The following is an 18,090-nucleotide window of genomic DNA, read 5'->3' as shown; positions in this document are numbered from 1 at the left end:
GATATACATTATGACTCAGCTCAAAAAGCAAAACAGTATGCAAAATCTAAAGAATTAAGCCGACCTTATTGCTAAAGTCGGCTTGTCTAATTTTATACCATAAATCCTTAATTTATTCTATTTTTTACAAATAGGCCTCTGAGCACTTCCCAGAAAATAAAGAGCGCTCCCACGATAAAGACGACGTCGGGAATGGTACGAAGCCAGCGCAATGTGTGCAAGATATCTTGCTGCATAAACGCTTGGCTACGCGCATACCAAAGCCCAACACTCGCACTCGCATGAAATTGGATAATACCTATCGGTAACAGACTGAGCAGCACCATACCCGCTAAGCCAATATTAAGCAACCAGAAGCCTCGGCGCATTCTACGCTCACTAAAGACAAACTCGCGACGGATATAGACCAGCGTCATCAACACAAAGCCAATGGCCAAGAAGCCATAGACCCCGAATAAGGCCGTATGCGCATGTACAGCGGTGGTATTGAGCCCTTGAATGTAATACAGCATTAACGGTGTATTAATCATAAAACCAAAGACACCTGCCCCCATCATATTCCAAAAGCTACAGCCAACAAACATCATGATAGGCCAACGTAAACGTTGCATCCACGGTGCTTTGTGCTGCATGTGCCAGTTTTCCCAGGCTTCATAACCCAAGAGCATTAACGGCACCACTTCGAAAGCACTAAAAGACGCTCCAACGGCTAAGACAGGTGTGGTTGTACCCGCAAAATAGAGGTGATGGAAAGTGCCTGGGATACCACCCGCCATAAACAAAGAGGCAGAGGCTAAGGGAGCCACGGTCGCCATGCGTATGGAGAGTAAGCCCATGTTATAGAAGATAAAGGCCATGGCTGCCGTAGCAAAGACCTCAAAAAAGCCCTCTACCCACAAATGCACGACCCACCAACGCCAATACTCCATCACGGATAGGTTGGAGTGCTCACCATAGAACAAACCTGATCCATAGAAGAGACCAATCGCCACTACGGAAGCCACAAACAAGGCCAAGAGATTTTTGTCTCCTTTTTGTTTGAAGGCTTGACGCATGCCACGGAGCATTAAAAAGAGCCAGAAAGCAATACCGACAAATAAAAGGATTTGCCATATCCGGCCTAAATCTAGGTATTCATAACCTTGATGACCCCACATAAAGTTCAAATTACGCGGCATATGACCGTTAATGGCCAGGTATTGACCCGCAAAAGAACCCACTGTCACGATCAATAAGGCGATAAACAAAAAATTAACGCCGGCTTTTTGCCATTTAGGATCTTGACCACCATTGATAATAGGCGCCAAAAATAAGCCTGCCGTCAAAAAACCTGTCGCAATCCATAAAATCGCACTTTGTAAATGCCAGGTGCGCAAAAGTGCATAAGGGAACCATTCAGCTAAAGGCAAGCCATAGAAAGACTGTCCCTCAATGGTGTAATGCGCAACGGCGCCCCCCAAAAATACCTGAACAATAAATAAAGCCACCGTTAAGAAGCAATATTTACCCAAAGCCTTTTGGGATTCTGTAAGAGGAATCTTCGTAATGGGATCGACCTTTGACGGTGTGACTTGATCAGGGTCAGTGCGACGTAAAAACGCCCAGCCCCACACCAGCAGGCCAATGCCTGCTAGCAACACGATAATACAGGCTAAGGACCACATAATATTTTCGGCTGAAGGCACATTACCTATTAAGGGTTCGTGCGGCCAATTATTAGTATAGGTAACCTCTTCTCCTGGTCTATCCGTAGCCGCTGCCCAGGCTGTCCAGAAGAAAAAGCGACTTAAGGCCTCTCTGTGCTCTGGCTCTGCTAAGGCATTGTTTTTCATGGCATAGTCAGATCGCGTCTGCGCTAAGGCTGGATCATCACCATATAAGCCTTCGTAATATTTTGCGGTGTTGGCGATGGCAGCGGCCCGACGTGCGGAAATATAGACCACACCTTGGTTTTGATCATAGGTGTTTTGTCTATATTCTTTTTTGAGAGCGACTTGGAGCAACGTTTGTTGTGCTTCATCCAAATCCTCATACGGTTTGTGGTATTGCTCTTGAGCCGCCAGCGCTAACCAATTTTCGAGTTCACGATGTAACCAATCGGCAGTCCAATCGGGTGCTTGGTAGGCACCGTGCCCCCAAATCGAACCGACTTCCATACCACCACTACTCTGCCAGGCCGATTGACCCAACAAAATATCGTCTTTGGTCAATAGCACCTCACCGCTGGATTGCACTTTGAATTGATTAGGAATTGGCGGCGCATTGCGATAAACATCCGCACCAAAGAAGCCTAATATTGTCAAAGTCAGCGCTAATACGACGAATAAACTCAGCCAAAGCTTTTTGTATTCCCTCATAATTGCTCCTTATCTAAATAACACGTAGCCGCCTATCGGCCTCGAAAAGTCTGCACTGCAATAACTCGTTACAACGTTGACACAATGAAACATTACAGTACACTTGCAGTGTATAGCGACTGAGAGCAATTAGGTATCAAAGCCCTAACTTAGCTGAGGATAATACTAAGTCATTAGTACTAATTTTTGTAATAAAAAAGGCTTAGTCAGCGGTGATTCCAAAAAAAATCAGAATAATTATAAGATCAAGCACCATGAGCGCAAGAGACTAACTCGAACTGAGTAATAAATGCTGTTGAAGTTTTTGGAGACGATCGCGAGCTGCCGCCGCCTCTTCAAATTCCAGATTTTTGGCATGCTCAAGCATTTGTTTTTCGAGTTTTTTGATTTCTTTGGACAAAGCCTTTTGATCGCCTTCAAAGCGTTTGAGATCTTCGATTTCACTCGTAGACGCGACTTCGGCATCGGACATCACGCCATCAATCATTTCTTTGACGGCTTTATGAATGCTGGTCGGCGTGATGCCATGTTCGGTATTAAAGGCCATTTGTTTGGCACGACGTCTCTCTGTTTCGTCCATGGCTCGACGCATGGAGTCAGTCACATGCTCAGCATACAAAATGGCCGTGCCTCGGACATTGCGTGCGGCCCGACCAATGGTTTGAATCAAACTACGCTCAGAACGCAAAAAGCCTTCTTTATCAGCATCTAAAATAGCAACTAAGGAGACTTCCGGGATATCTAAGCCCTCTCGTAGTAAGTTAATACCCACTAAGACATCAAACTTACCCAGACGCAAATCGCGAATGATTTCAACCCGTTCGACCGTATCAATGTCTGAATGCAAATAACGCACTTTAAGACGGTTTTCTGTCAAATACTCAGTGAGGTCCTCGGCCATGCGTTTCGTGAGGGTCGTCACTAAGACGCGTTCGCCTTGGGCGATCCGCAATTTGGCTTCACCTAATAAATCATCGACTTGGGTAATGGCCGAACGCACTTCTACCACCGGGTCAAGCAGACCCGTAGGTCGCACCACTTGCTCGACAATTTGGTCTGAACGCTCAGCTTCATAATCGGCGGGGGTCGCAGAGACAAAAATGCTTTGTCGCATGCGTTGTTCGAATTCCTCGATCTTGAGTGGGCGATTATCCATCGCCGAAGGTAAACGAAAACCATATTGCACGAGCGTTTCTTTACGGGAACGATCACCCCGATACATAGCCCGTAGCTGCCCCATCATGACGTGACTTTCATCAAAAAACATAATGGCATCTGCGGGTAAATAATCAATTAAGGTCGGTGGTGCCTCACCTGGTTCTGCCCCTGATAAATGGCGCGAGTAGTTCTCAATGCCTTTACAAAAGCCTAGCTCATGCAGCATTTCTAGATCAAAGCGCGTGCGCTGATCCAAACGTTGTGCTTCGACCAGATTGCCATGCTCATAAAAATACGCCAGCCGTTCTGAAAGTTCCTGCTTAATGGTTTCTATCGCACGCAAAATCGTCGGTCTTGGGGTGACATAGTGCGAACTTGGATAAATAGCAAAGCGCGGTAAAGAACGTTGTACCTTGCCTGTGAGGGGATCAAACACTTCGATTTTTTCGATTTCATCATCAAACAAGGTCAAACGTACGGCCATCTCAGCATTCTCTGCGGGGAAAACATCGATAATCTCCCCACGCACTCGAAAATGACCGCGCGTAAACTCCATATCATTACGCTCATATTGCATAGACACGAGGCGTCCAATCAATTCTTGGCGTGGGATGACATCACCCGTGCGTACAAATAACACCATAGAGTGGTAATCAGAGGGATTACCAATACCATAAATGGTCGAAACCGTGCCAACAATCACCGTGTCTCGGCGCTCTAATAGACTCTTGGTAGCAGATAAACGCATCTGCTCAATTTGATCGTTGACAGCTGAATCTTTTTCAATGAACAAGTCACGCGAAGGCACATAGGCCTCAGGCTGATAATAATCGTAGTATGAAACAAAATACTCCACCGCATTGCGCGGAAAAAACTCGCGCATTTCCGCATAAAGTTGCGCCGCTAAGGTCTTGTTGGGGGCCAAAATCAAGGCGGGACGACCTAGACGAGCAATGGTATTGGCCATAGTGTACGTCTTGCCCGAGCCCGTCACCCCCAAGAGCGTCTGAAACATCAAACCGTCTTGCACACCTTGCACCAGCTGTTTGATGGCATTAGGCTGATCTCCAGCAGGCGCATAGGGCTGATACAACTGAAAAGGACTATCCGGAAAATTTTTAAATTCGGCTTGACTCATTGTTTTCTATTTTTTTACTCTATAGGTGTAAACTCTATAGTTTAAAGGGGTAATATAAGATTATCCATAGTAGACCCACCATCCATCAATTTAGGTATACCCAAAATGACAAAACTTTTCAGCCACGTCGAGATGGCACCCCGTGATCCTATTCTTGGTTTAAACGAGCAATTTGCGGCCGATACACGCAACAACAAAGTCAATCTTGGCGTGGGTGTTTATAGTGATGATAACGGTCAGATACCGGTTCTCAAGGCTGTGCAAGAAGCAGAGAAACAGTTAGCTGCCGAGCGCAAACCCTATGCTTATTTACCTATCGATGGCCTCAAAACTTACAACGAAGCCGCCCAAAAGCTTCTTCTAGGTGAGAAATCCCCTGCTCGTCAAGCCAAACGTGCAATCACTGTAGAGGCGCTTGGCGGGACAGGCGCCCTCAAAGTCGGCGCCGACTTTTTGCGCATTGCTAAACCAAATTCTACGGTCTACATTAGTGATCCTAGTTGGGCCAACCATCGTGGTATTTTTGAGCGTTCGGGTTTCAAGGTAGAAACCTACCCCTACTACGACCCAGAGACCCACGGCATCAAGTTTGACGCCCTCAAGGCCTTCCTCAATAACTTACAAGCCGATAGTATCGTCGTTTTACATGCTTGCTGCCACAACCCTACCGGCGTTGATCTCTCTAAAGAGCAATGGCAAGAAATCGCCCAAATTGTCAAAGACAAACAACTCGTGCCTTTCTTAGATATTGCTTATCAAGGCTTTGGGGAGGGTCTTGATCAAGACAATACCGCTGTCAAGATTTTTGATGAGGCTGGTTTAGATGCACTCATTAGCTCATCCTTTTCTAAGTCTTTCTCTTTTTATGGCCAACGCGTGGGCGCACTAACCGTCTTGACCGACAGCCGAGAAACCGCCCAAAAAGTCCTTAGCCAAATCAAAATTGTGATCCGCAGCAACTACTCTAACCCACCTATTTTTGGGGCTGCAATTGTCGCTAAGGTACTCAATACACCTGAGCTTTATCAAATGTGGGAAGAAGAGCTGGCACAAATGCGTGATCGCATCAAAAAAATGCGTAACGAATTGGTCGAAGGCATCAAAAAAGTCGGTGCCCAACAGAATTTTGATTATGTCAAAGAGCAACGCGGTATGTTTTCTTTCTCTGGCTTAACCCCAGAGCAGGTCAATAAATTGATCAATGATTACGGTATCTATGCCGTCAAGAGCGGTCGTATTTGCGTTGCTGCACTTAATTCGAGCAATATCGATTATGTTGCTCAGTCTATTGCTGCAGTGCTTAAAGACTGAGTGCAGATGATCCAACATTAAAAAAGCATATCTAGAAAGGTATGCTTTTTTTATTTGACGCGTCTAGATTGTGGGAGACGTCGTACAAGCTTTTGAAAAACTAATCAATACAACCTAATGCTAGGTATTATGCTTAAAAACGATAGGCAATTTATAATCTACGTAGGCAAATGGCACTAGCATCGCTATAATCGATAATAAGTCTCAATATTATAATAATTAATCTGTCGCTTATGTCATCTACCTCGTCCTTCTTCAAACCCAAACTCACCCTAGGATTGTTGTTGATCGCTTTGAGTGTCTTGTCATTGCTTATAGGCGCCAAAGAATACCACCTCTCATCTTTAGATTTATCAGATCTATGGTTTACCCTGCTCACTAGCCGTTTTCCTAGACTTTTTACACTCGCGCTATGTGGAATTGGTCTGGCCATGTCTGGCATCATACTGCAGCATATTACTCATAATCGCTTCGCCGAGCCGAGCACGACAGGCAGTATGGATGCGGCTAAATTAGGGATTTTGGTATCGCTTAGCACCATTGAAGCTGATAGCGTTTTACTTAAATTATTATTTGCTGTCGTTTTTTGTTTTGTTGCTTGCGCTATTTTTATCGTAATTAGCCAGCGAGTGATTTTGCACAATCCTGTTCTTATACCCATCATAGGTCTGATGTTTGGCAGCGTGCTGAGTGCAATAGCCGAATTTTATGCTTATCAAAACAATATGATGCAAGATATGCAAAACTGGTTAGTGGGCGACTTTTCTAAAGTGGTGCAGGGGCATTATGAAGCGATTTATTTGCTGATACCTACCATTATCATTATCACTTTTTTTACTCGTCACTTTACCCTACTGAATCTTGGTAAAGATGTGGCCACTAGTCTCGGTTTACGCTATAAAGCCATCACAATTTTGGGCTTGGTATTAGTGTCTTGTATGGTTTCCATTTCTGTTGTGATTGTTGGTGCTATTCCATTTGTGGGTTTAGTTATTCCTAATATTGTCGCCATTAAATATGGTGATAATCTCTCTAACACCCTGTCTATTAACGCTCTTGGAGGTGCTGTTTTTACAATTTTCTGTGATCTCATGAGTCGATTGCTTGTCTATCCACTAGAAATACCTATTGGTTTGACAGCAGGTTTCACAGGTGGCGTTGTTTTTATTTTTCTCATTTTGAGGACCTATAAATAATGTTATCGAAAAAGGTCATCAGTTATTGCTTGCCGGCGATCACGCTTATTCTCATGTTTGTTTTTTTGTTGTATGACTCAGATTTGGATTTTTCTCATATCATTCCACACCGCTTGTTGCGCTTAGCAACAATTGTGGTGAGCAGTCTTTGTATAGCCTACTCAGCCATAATCTTTCAAACATTAACGAATAATCGTATTCTTGTGCCCTCAGTCATGGGGTATGAAACTGTCTACTTAGTCTGGCAGTCTGTGTTAGTGCTAATTTTTGGTACAGCGGGTGTGACGTCCTTTGGGGTGTTAGGCGGGTTCATTAGTTCCATCGCCGTGGTTTCGATTTATGCTTTTGTTTTACATAAATATTTATTGCCAATGTGTAAGGGCGATATGTTTGTGTTTTTGCTTTTTGGGTTCGTATTTTCAATGGTGTTACTGACTGTCTCGCAGTTCATACAATTTAGTATCAATCCCGGCGAATTTTCTATATTGCAAAGCATGACCCATACCTCATTTAATCGTGCCAATCTTCCGATGTTAATTCTTAGTGCCATTGTGACTGTCATAGCAGTAGTTATGATCCAGAGATTGCTAGGTGTGTTGGATGTGATGACCCTGGGCAAAGAACAAGCGCAATCACTGGGGGTTAATTATGCATTTTATTTGGGGTTGTTCTTGTCCATCATTTCTGTGCTAACGGCGATTCTGACAAGTCTTATCGGTTTAACTGGTTTTATAGGTATTTTTATTTCGAATATCGCTTACGCCCTGAGTCACAGAAGTAAACACAAAAATATCTTGCCAATCGCGAGCTTATTAACTGTTTTCTTCTTTATCAGCACTCAGTTACTCGTCGAACATGTATTTAATTATCAAACTACTGTCAATATTTTGATGAACCTGGTTTGTGGCATTTACTTTTTTGTAACGCTAATTATTAAGAAAAATTATGTTTGATATCCAAAATATTTCCAAAAAATATAACGAGAAATATGTGCTCAAAAACTGCTCTGTGAGTTTCCTGCCGCAAACTATTACCTCCTTAATAGGACCCAATGGAGCGGGTAAATCCACACTTTTAATGATGATGGCTAAGCTATTAACACCCACATCCGGTAGCATTTTCCTTAGCAATCAAGATATTAGCAATATTGTAAGCGCAGAATATGCAAAAAAAGTAGCTACCCAACGCCAGCACTTGGACAATCACTTTCGCTTAACTGTAAAAGAATTGGTGGAGTTTGGTCGTTTTCCCCATGGCAGAGGCTATTTGAGCGACAGCGATCATCGCATCGTTGCAGAGTCCATTGAATTCTTGGGATTGAAGCAAATTGCAAATGAGCAAATTAATGAGCTTAGTGGTGGCCAAAAACAAATGGCTTATTTAGCAATGGCACTGGCACAAGATACGCCTTGTTTGTTGCTTGATGAGCCTCTTAACAATCTTGATATCAAACACTCCGTCGAGTTAATGCAAGCACTGAATCACCTCAAACTTTATAAACACAAAACCATTGTATTAGTGATACACGATATTAATTTTGCCAGTAATTTCTCTGACTATATCGTGGCGCTCAAAGAAGGGGAACTTTATTGTCAAGGGACGCCACAAGAAGTTATTAATGCCAATAATTTACGAGATTTATACGGTATAAATTTTGAAATTATCCAACAAGAACGAGCAATTTTCTGTAATTACTTTCAAACAAAAGGAGGACGTGATGTCGTTTAAATCTTTAGGTGCTTGCTTGATAATGATGGCGTTATTAGCTGGCTGCAATGATTCACAATCAGAACAAGGCACTCCTAATGGGTCGGATCAAACGAGCGTTACGATCAAGCACCAACTTGGTGAAGCAACCGTATCAGCAATACCTAAAAGAGTCGTCGCATTAGATATGAATGATGTGGATTTTTTGGATTTGCTAGGAGTGAATTTTGTGGCAATGCCTCATGACTTTATACCGAGCTACTTGAAACGCTACGCAAAAGACAAAGATATTGCGGATACAGGCGCTATCGTGCAGCCTAATCTCGAAAAAGTCTACAAAGCCAAGCCAGACTTAATTTTGTCTTCGCCTTTGCACGATGCCAACTATACAAAACTTGAGGAAGTTGCGCCAGTTGTACGCTACGACATCGATTATAAAAATAGCCATAACTATCTGAGTAACCTCAAAAAACATTTATCTGACCTTGGTCGCTTATTTAACCAGGAGACAAAAGCGCAAGAGATAACAGCGGATCTTGACAAACGCGTCAATGAAACTAAGTCTATTACTGAAAAAAGTCCAAAAAAAGCTTTAGTCTTATTACATAACAACGGCAGTTTTAGCAATTTTGGGGTTGAATCTAGATACGGATTTATTTTTCATGATCTAGGTGTAAAACCAGCGGCAAACATATCAAAAGGTAGTTTGCATGGCTATCCTATTTCTAGCGAACTAATAAACCAAGCAGATCCAGATATAATTTATATTATTGATCGCACGGCTGTGATGGAAAACAAAAAAAACGTGGATAAATCTAGTATCAAAAATCCACTATTAGAACAAACAAAAGCCTGGAAAAATGATGAGGTTATTTTTGTTGATGGTGACGCTTGGTATACCACCGCTGCGAGTCCTAACGCTCTCAAAATCATTATCGATGATGTGCTAAAAGGCTACCAGTAAAGCCAATTGTAAGCAGCAGCGTGTAGTAAAGCGTTATGTATTTACAACACTATGACCACAAAATGTAGCAAAGCCTCGCTTTACGAAAAGTAACAAAATATAATTACCTATCAAAATGATAATTATTATATTTTACAAAAGGAAGACAAATGCGTACCCATCAGTCAGTCAGTCAGTCAGTCAGTCAGTCAGTCAGTCAGTCAGTAAAATTATAAAACCTAAACCGCTTTGTGCAATATTATTTGCACTAGGATTTCCTCAAACTGTCTTTGCACAAGACACTCTACAATCATCACCAGCCGTATCTCAATTAGCCCCCATTATTGTTAATAGCGATTACCAAACCTATCCAGGTGGGCAAGTTGCAGTCACTAATGATCTTGGTTTCCTTGGAAAAAAGGATAATAAGGATGTACCGTTCAGTGTGACCAATTTCACAGAAAAATATATCCAAGATACGCAAGCCAAAACGCTTACAGAGGTTCTAGAAAAATCAGACCCAAGCTTTTTCAGTAACAATGCCGTGGGATCATGGAGTGAGAGTTATGCAATTAGGGGTTTTTTAGTTGACCCGAATGATGTCACCGTTGATGGTCTGATAGGGATGGCGCCCTTTTATAGAACCTCCCCTGAAATTTATGAAAATGTGCAATTGCTTAAAGGGCCTGCTGCTATCATGAATGGTATGTCTCCTAAAGGTTCGGTTGGAGGGGTGATTAATGTCATGCCCAAAAAAGCTACAGCAGAGCCAATCACTCAATTAAACGGTAGTTATATGTCCCGTCGTAATGGTACAGCCCATGTAGATTTCGGACGGCGTTTTGGCGATAGTAAGCAATTTGGTATTCGGCTTAATGGCTTAACCCGCGCCGGCGAGGGGCCCGTCAAAGATCAACGAATAAAAAATCAAATAGTTTCGGCTACGCTTGATTGGACTGGCGAAAAAGGTAATATCACGCTTTCTGGATATTTCAGTAAAGACCATGTAGATGGGGTTAATCGAGGAATTTCTAGCCTCGGTAAATATGGTGAGTTACCTTCACCGCCGGATCCAGATCAATTAATTACCCCCGATTGGTCTTTTGTGACAATGTACGATAAGGGAGCCATTTTAAGCTCTGAATATAACTTTACTGACCAGTTCTCTGCCTATGCGAAGGCAGGCTATAGTTACTCAGACTACCACTATAATGGCGCAGCGGGTGGTACCATCGAGGATGGAGAGGGTACATTCACGACCTCTTTAGCTGGCCTTGCCTTTAATGTCGAAAAATTCTCCTCTGATGTGGGTTTAAGAGGTAAATTCCACACTGGGAACATCCGTCATGAAGTGGTCGCTAATGCTACCTATTACGATGAAAACCTTAATGAATTTGGGGGGAGAACCAGACAAACGATTACTACTAATTTGTATGATCCCAAATGGGGTAAAGAAATTTATGTATCGCCTTCGATGCAAATCACAGATAGGGATACGCAGTTATATAGTTTTGGTTTAGCAGACAATATCTACCTCTTTGATGACACTTTGCAACTGACCTTGGGCTTAAGGCATCAGGTAGTCGATGACAAAAAACGTGATCCCATTTCCGATGACAGAACCAATTATAACGAACATGCGACCATTCCAGCGTTTGCTGCGGTATTCAAGGTCACGCCAGCATTTTCAATTTATGCCAATTATATGCAAGGCCTAAGTCAGGGCGCTATTGCTCCACTGACTGCTGAAAATGCAGGCGAAATTTTTGCTCCTTACAAAACTAAGCAAGCGGAAGCAGGGTTTAAATTTGATATCAACCAGTTTTCTAATACAGTTAGTTTGTTCCAAATTAAGAAGCCAAGCAGTTATACAGATCCTAACACCAATGTTTTTTCTTTTGACGGCGAACAGCGCAACCGAGGTGTGGAATATTCCTTTGTAGGCGAGGTTGTGCCACGTTTGCGTTTAATGGGAGGCTATGCTTATATTCAACCTAAACTCACCGAAACAGCTGCAGGAAAAAATGAAGGCAATACAGCACCAGGTGTACCGCGACAACAAGCTAAGATCGGCTTGGAATGGGATACGCCATACATCGAAGGCTTAACTCTGACGGGGAATATGACTTGGAGTTCAAAACAATATTTTGATCAAACCAATGATGTCGAGATTCCTAGTCGTACTATTTTTGATGTGGGTGCCCGATATAGTACTAAGGTTGCTAATCGCGATGTCACGTTGCGTGCAATGGTTAATAATGTAGGTAATAAAAAATATTGGGGTTCGGGCCAAGTACTTGGTGGCGGTAGCGGTTTCCTAACAGTTGGTCAAGGCCGTACCTATCAAGTGTCTGCTTCAATTAATTTCTAAGGCTAATCAAACTAGAAACCTATGTAGCCCAACAAACCACAAGAGGCTACAAAGGTTCTACTACCGTCGCTTTCCCCTGCCCTTCAGAGACAATCTGGAGGAAATACCACCTAGCTGCCTCAAAATCCTGGGCTCATTTGATCGTTTTGCCTCACCATCACGATATAAGTTGTTTTTCAGAAGTTCTTGAAGCACTAATTACTGACCTCACTAAAGGGCACAAATGATAAGTTTCCAGTATTTATCTCCCAAAACTAAGCAAGCGCTAAAGAAACCCTTGCCGTTGTTAAGTGTCAGCATTTTGCTGATCTCTTTGTCCGGAATAAGCCTGCTATTTGGTTTCTGGGAGGTTTTAGACATTGCCAAACGTCAAGAGATGCATAGCTGGGTTTATTGCTTGCTAGCTTGGCTAGTATCAGCCATTAGCTATGCATTATCAAGTTATTTTGCCCATGCTGCCGAGGCTAACTTTGCGCAAAATGTTCGTTATCAGACGGCGCAACATATGGCGCATTTGCCCACTAACACTCTAAACAAGTATGGATCGACTGATCTAAAATCTCTTTTAACGACTGATATTAACCGTGTTCATTATTTAATTGCTCACTTTCCTACTGAGTTTGCTTGCTTTTTTGTGACACCAATGGTCTCTATTGTCTTGTTAGTCAATCTCATTGGACTAAAAGCGTTGTTGGTCTTAGTGCCAGCAGTAATCGCCTCTTTATACTTTTTGCTAGTAGTGCCTTATACCGACTCAAGAGATGGCGAAGCCAGAATGCAAGTCGTAAAAAATATCTTTACAGTCGTCGATGATTTTTTTAAAGGAATTAAAATCCAACGGATGTACGGCACCGAGCAAAATTTTTTGAAACGCTACAGAGAAGAAAGTGCTAAGTTTTCAAGCGAAATGCTTATTTGGGTCAAAAAAGTGGCAACCTTATCAGCCTTTGCAACTGCACTATTACAAGCTGTCACCACATTCGCTCTTGTATATCTTCTAACTTATCAAGAACAGTATGATGTTATTGTGGGCGCCCTTTTCTTTAGTCTAGCGCTTGTAATTCCAGTACTCAGATTAGGTCATGGGGTAGATTACATTCGTACTGGTAAAGCTGCTCTAAATAGACTCAATGATTTTTTTGCAGCATCAGTCATTGTATGGGGTCATGACGATTTAAGAGACCTGAATAGGCCCTTAGTCATCGCTGTGCACAAAGCGACTATTTCCTATAACGACAAAGCCGTTATCAATCAACTATCAATACACTTTCAGGCGTATCAACTCACGGTCATCACAGCCTCAAGTGGCCGTGGTAAAACCACTTTATTAAAAGCGCTAGCCGGCGTGCAATTACTTGATGCTGGTTCAATCACAATAAATGGCAAAGATATTCATGAATATAGTGAAGATTCTTTTTATGAAACAGTATTGTATATTCCCCAATCTGCAGCAACTATAGAGAGCTCACAAACCTCTATAGAGCAATACCTGAAGGAGCTCTACCCTCAGGCCAGTACGAAACAACTAAAAGATGCTTTGCGTACAGCCAATTTACCCCTGACATTAGATAAAGCCGTGATGCAGCTTTCAGGTGGTGAATTACAACGTTTAGTGCTTGCCAAAGTTTTTTTAAGTGACGCTGAAATTATTCTACTCGACGAACCTACTAGTCATCTTGATGACGCCAACACCCAAGCCGTGGGTGCAGTACTTTCCCAAATCGCCAAAAATCAGCATAAATCGCTGATTGTTGTAAGTCATAGCGCAGCCCTAATAGAAATAGCTGATCATCATATTGATATGGAGAAAATTCAGAATGACCAATAAGAATCACTCTCTATATGAACTCATCCCAAAGCCAGTTCGCCCTCTGATTACCAAGACCACAATAGGTTGGGTATTGGTCGCCTTAATCGAAGCGGTATTTTATGTAATGCTTGCTAATGCGATTATCAAGCAACAGACGCCCTTAATCATTTTGGGACTGGCAATCCTTTGCATTGCATTAACAACAGTAGTGGCGAGAAGTGGTTACTTAAGCGGCGTCAAGGTCGCTGGCACCTTATATGAGGGATTAGAGCAAACCCTAAATTTTGCAAAACTGTCTTGGTTCAATCTGGAAAATCAATCAAAAATTAATTCCATGGCCACTCAAGGTGTCTTGTTTTTAATGAGTGTCCCCGCTCATAGCCTGCAACTATTTGTTCATGCATTATGTTTGCCTATTTTTATCACGATAGGTATGGTTCTAGTGCTGAATGTTCAGGTAGCTTTAGTTTCATTGCTAATCTTAGCACTGACATTTTGCTTACAATGGATCGGTCAAAAACGCTTACTCGCCTTAGCACAAGAACAGGAGCATGCTTCTGAAACTATTAATCAAGCGACCACTGCCTTTATTGATAACATTGAACAAAGACGTAGTGAATTGGGCATGTCTAAGTCTGTATCTCAATTACAAGACATCTGGTTAGCTAAGCAGGCAGTCGCCAACAAATTAGCCAAAGCGACGGCTTTTGCTGTTTTCTTATCTTATTTAAGCACACTCTTACCTGTCATTGTGGTGCTTATTTATGCCTTAGGTAACGACTTTTCTGCAATCAATTTATTAATATGGGTGATGCTAATTGCCAGAGCCTCGGCACCTTGTGAATCTTTAGTCATCGCTTTTCTTAGTCTTACTAAGATTAAGCATACGCTGATTAGCTATCAAGAGTTAACGCATGCCCCCAGTCTTAGCGAAGGCGATATCGATCGCATAGTGCCACCACTATTCCCTGTGCAAGTTGAGGATGTATCGCATGGTCCGACTTTGCGAGGCATTAATTTTGCAATAAATGAAAATCAACGAGTACAACTAAAAGGCCCGAGTGGCTCAGGTAAAACCACGTTGTTCGATTTGCTCATGCGTTTTGACGATCCTGAGCAAGGAAATATACAACTTGCGGGTCATTCTCTTAAAGACTATCGCTATGCCTGCTTAGTCGATCAAATGGCCTACGTACCTCAAAAGCCTGTTGTATTTACAGGAACCTTAGCTGAAAATATGCGCTTAGGTAATCAGGCTAGTGAACAAGAACTCATAAATATTGCCAAACAGCTAGGTCTTTCTGAGGTTATCCATAGAGACAAGGCTGGCATTCATCAATTTGTTGGTCACAATGGGTCCATGCTATCAGGCGGTGAGAAACAACGTGTATGTCTTGCTCGGGCCATCCTCAAAAACACTGAAATTTTGCTCCTTGATGAAGTGACCTCAGCGTTAGATGAAGCCACCGAAAAAGAAGTCATAGAATTCATTAAGTCGCTCAACCGAACTATTATTTTTAGTACCCACAAAAACGAAGACTGGTGGCAAGCTGACAACGTCATTTATTTATAATCTACGTTTAACTTAGCGTGATTAAGCCTTGCGTTATTGCCAAAAATCATAGAAAATAACTGGGTATTTATACAGTTATTTTCTATTGATGTTTTATGGTTAAACTTACCGCCCGCCAACAGCAAGTCCTTACATTAATCGCTAGTGCTATAGAGCGTACGGGTTTGCCGCCTACCCGCGCAGAAATAGCCACCCAGCTCGGGTTTAAGTCCACCAATGCTGCAGAGGATCACATTAAGGCCTTAGCCAAAAAAGGCGTCATTACGCTTATGCCTGGTACCTCCAGAGGGATTCGCATCAACCAGGATTGTCAACATTATTTGCCCACTAGCTCGGCTCCGGACCTCAGCGAGCTACCCATGGCAGCCAATGAGGCCGTCAATCAATTGCCAATTATTGGAAAGGTGGCGGCAGGCAACCCTATTTTGGCACAGGCCAACATAGAAAAGCATATCCAAGTAGACAAATATTTTTTTGAAACCAAGCCAGATTATCTGCTTAGGGTCAAGGGCGAGAGCATGATTAATGCAGGGATTTTTGATGGTGACTTACTGGCGGTCAAAAGGGCTCATGACGCGCGCAACGGTCAGATTGTCGTGGCCCGTATCAATGACGAAGTCACGGTTAAGCGCTTTCATAAACTCAGTCATCGCATAGAACTGATTGCAGAGAATGATAATTTCGCGCCGATTATCGTTACCCCCCAAGATACCTTTAGTCTCGAGGGCTTAGCTGTGGGTCTGTTACGCAGTTTTTAGTAGTTTCTAATCGCCGTATATAGCTTTTTAGTTTTTTCTTTTGGTTTGACTACTGCCTCGTCGATTAAATAGTTCAGATTACTTTTCCGTATTTAAACATCATTGGCCTATTAAGGTATTCAACTTCAATAGGCATTTTTGTATCTTTTTTGCTACTAACCTCTAAATTTTAATTTTTTTGCAAAAAAGACTTGCACAACTTCTAAAAATACTTCATAATACAAAACTTATTCAGTTACGCGCCCGTAGCTCAGTTGGATTAGAGTACTTGGCTACGAACCAAGGGGTCGTGGGTTCAAATCCTGCCGGGCGCGCCAGATTCCAAAAAAGGTCTTGATATTCTCAAGACCTTTTTTTATGCCTGCTATCTTCTTATTAATTTTCCTACTTCTTATTTCCCAGTTCTCAATATTGCTATTTGCTGAGGTTGGCTTTTATAAATGTCTAGCACTAGTAATCTTCTGAAGCCTACCCAAACGTATACCACACCCGCTATCTCAACAACCTTGAGTCATCAAACTTACGATTAACAATTCGCTAAGAAATAAATATGACAGCGCCGTTTATGACAATTTAATGAAACATAAGCAAACATCAGGCAAGTCTTTTATAATTTACTGAATTCACCTTTATTTACCTTTAGTAGCCATTTGACTTGTTTTTGGCTAGGTGGGCTGTTATTCTGTAGCCTTAGTTTATAACTATTATCATTATCAATTGTAGTTTTTCCTAGGAGTTCTATATGAAGAAGACCTTTTTATGGGCCGCTTTGAGCAGTGCCCTATTGGTAAGTGCGCCTGCTCTTGCAGACATTACTGTGTATAGCGGTCAACACAAAGAAGGCACACAAGTCGTTGCAGATGCTTTCACTAAAGCCACTGGGATCAAAGTTGACATCAAAAAAGGCTCTGGCGAACAATTAGCCGGTCAATTGATGGAAGAAGGCAAAAAAACGCCAGCCGACGTATTCTGGGTTGAATCTACAGGTACTTTATTAAACCTTTCTGAAAAAGGTTTATTGGCCAAACTTTCAGACGATACTATCAAACAAACCAGTGGGGCTGGTTTCGACTCTGTACCCAAAGCAGAGAATCATGACTGGGTTGCTACCAGTGGCCGTGCCCGTGTAGTCGCTTACAATCCAGACCTCATCAAAGAACAAGACTTAGCCAAATCTGTGCTTGACTACGCTAAACCAGAATGGAAAGGTAAAGTCGCTTACGTGCCTACCTCTGGTGCTTTCTTAGGTCAAGTGGATGGCATCATCAAACTCAAAGGCGAAAAAGCCGCTGAAGAATGGCTCGAAGGCCTCAAAGCCAACGGCAAACAATACGCTAATAACTTCGTCGCTTTACAAGCAGTTGAGCGCGGCGAGATTCCTTTAGCACTTATTAATAACTACTACTGGTTTAACCTGGCCCGCGAAAAAGGCGGCGCCGACAAAATCAAAAGCCGTCTAAACTTTGTTGGTCACAAAGACCCTGGTGCCTTGATGACTTACGCCGCGATTGCTGCGCTTGATAACAGCAAGCACAAAGACGAAGCCCTTAAGTTTGTCGACTTTGTCGTGAGCAAAGAAGGTCAACAAGCGTTCTCTAACGAGCGCGCTGAGTATCCATTACGCTCTGACGTCAAATCATCTTTCAATCTAGAAAGCTATGATGAAATCGATCCACCTGTCGTCAGTGGCACAACCTTTGCTGACAAACAAAAAGCACTTAAACTTTTAGAAAAAACTGGTCTTAAATAAACTATGTTTTTTTAAATA

The 18,090-nt window shown here is 42.5% G+C and carries 12 protein-coding genes and 1 tRNA gene; 11 read left to right on the top strand and 2 right to left on the bottom strand.

What is annotated here, in order from left to right; translation table 11 throughout:
* Positions 1-107: 107 nt before the first annotated feature.
* On the bottom strand, positions 108-2,357 hold the full coding sequence (locus Q335_RS0106140; RefSeq protein ID WP_028357872.1) for a nitric-oxide reductase large subunit: 2,250 nt from the start codon (positions 2,355-2,357) through the stop codon (positions 108-110).
* A gap of 268 nt (positions 2,358-2,625) precedes the next feature.
* Positions 2,626-4,653 carry an excinuclease ABC subunit UvrB gene (uvrB, locus tag Q335_RS0106135; protein ID WP_028357871.1) on the bottom strand — a complete coding sequence of 676 codons (2,028 nt, stop codon included), beginning with the start codon at positions 4,651-4,653 and terminating at the stop codon, positions 2,626-2,628.
* Between the two features lie 105 nt (positions 4,654-4,758).
* On the opposite strand from uvrB, the gene Q335_RS0106130 reads away from it, so the two are divergent.
* From Q335_RS0106130 to Q335_RS0106080, 11 genes are all read left to right on the top strand, one after another.
* Positions 4,759-5,964, top strand: a complete 1,206-nt coding sequence (locus Q335_RS0106130; protein WP_028357870.1) for an amino acid aminotransferase — start codon at positions 4,759-4,761, stop codon at positions 5,962-5,964.
* A gap of 233 nt (positions 5,965-6,197) precedes the next feature.
* On the top strand, positions 6,198-7,160 hold the full coding sequence (locus Q335_RS0106125; protein ID WP_051532338.1) for an ABC transporter permease: 963 nt from the start codon (positions 6,198-6,200) through the stop codon (positions 7,158-7,160).
* Positions 7,160-8,113 (top strand): iron chelate uptake ABC transporter family permease subunit, encoded by a 954-nt coding sequence (locus tag Q335_RS09505; RefSeq protein WP_051532337.1) that lies wholly within the window; start codon positions 7,160-7,162, stop codon positions 8,111-8,113. The genes Q335_RS0106125 and Q335_RS09505 overlap by 1 nt, the downstream gene beginning before the upstream one ends.
* Positions 8,106-8,888: an iron ABC transporter ATP-binding protein gene (locus tag Q335_RS0106115; protein WP_028357868.1), complete on the top strand. Its 783-nt coding sequence runs from the start codon at positions 8,106-8,108 to the stop codon at positions 8,886-8,888. Before Q335_RS09505 ends, Q335_RS0106115 begins: the two co-directional genes overlap by 8 nt.
* Entirely contained in the window at positions 8,878-9,831 is a 954-nt protein-coding gene (locus tag Q335_RS0106110; protein WP_028357867.1) for a siderophore ABC transporter substrate-binding protein, read from the top strand. The genes Q335_RS0106115 and Q335_RS0106110 overlap by 11 nt, the downstream gene beginning before the upstream one ends.
* Before the next feature lie 115 nt (positions 9,832-9,946).
* A complete protein-coding gene (locus Q335_RS09500; protein WP_084493559.1) occupies positions 9,947-12,181 on the top strand; it encodes a TonB-dependent receptor in 2,235 nt (744 codons plus the stop codon).
* A 223-nt stretch (positions 12,182-12,404) separates the two neighbouring features.
* The gene (locus Q335_RS09495; RefSeq protein WP_051532335.1) at positions 12,405-14,009 is read left to right on the top strand and encodes an ATP-binding cassette domain-containing protein; all 1,605 of its coding nucleotides are present in this window, start codon (positions 12,405-12,407) and stop codon (positions 14,007-14,009) included.
* Positions 13,999-15,564, top strand: coding sequence for an ATP-binding cassette domain-containing protein (locus Q335_RS0106095; RefSeq protein ID WP_028357866.1), 1,566 nt, complete (start codon positions 13,999-14,001; stop codon positions 15,562-15,564). Before Q335_RS09495 ends, Q335_RS0106095 begins: the two co-directional genes overlap by 11 nt.
* 95 nt (positions 15,565-15,659) lie before the next feature.
* On the top strand, positions 15,660-16,322 hold the full coding sequence (lexA, locus tag Q335_RS0106090) for a transcriptional repressor LexA (protein WP_028357865.1): 663 nt from the start codon (positions 15,660-15,662) through the stop codon (positions 16,320-16,322).
* Between the two features lie 239 nt (positions 16,323-16,561).
* Positions 16,562-16,639, top strand: a tRNA-Arg gene (locus Q335_RS0106085).
* 425 nt (positions 16,640-17,064) lie between these two features.
* Positions 17,065-18,072, top strand: coding sequence for an iron ABC transporter substrate-binding protein (locus Q335_RS0106080; protein WP_028357864.1), 1,008 nt, complete (start codon positions 17,065-17,067; stop codon positions 18,070-18,072).
* Positions 18,073-18,090 lie beyond the last annotated feature (18 nt).

The sequence above is a fragment of the Brackiella oedipodis DSM 13743 genome, assembly GCF_000621025.1.
Lineage (GTDB): Bacteria > Pseudomonadota > Gammaproteobacteria > Burkholderiales > Burkholderiaceae_B > Oligella > Oligella oedipodis.
Note: the sequence above shows the minus strand (reverse complement) of the source record. Positions and strands in the feature narration are given on the sequence as shown.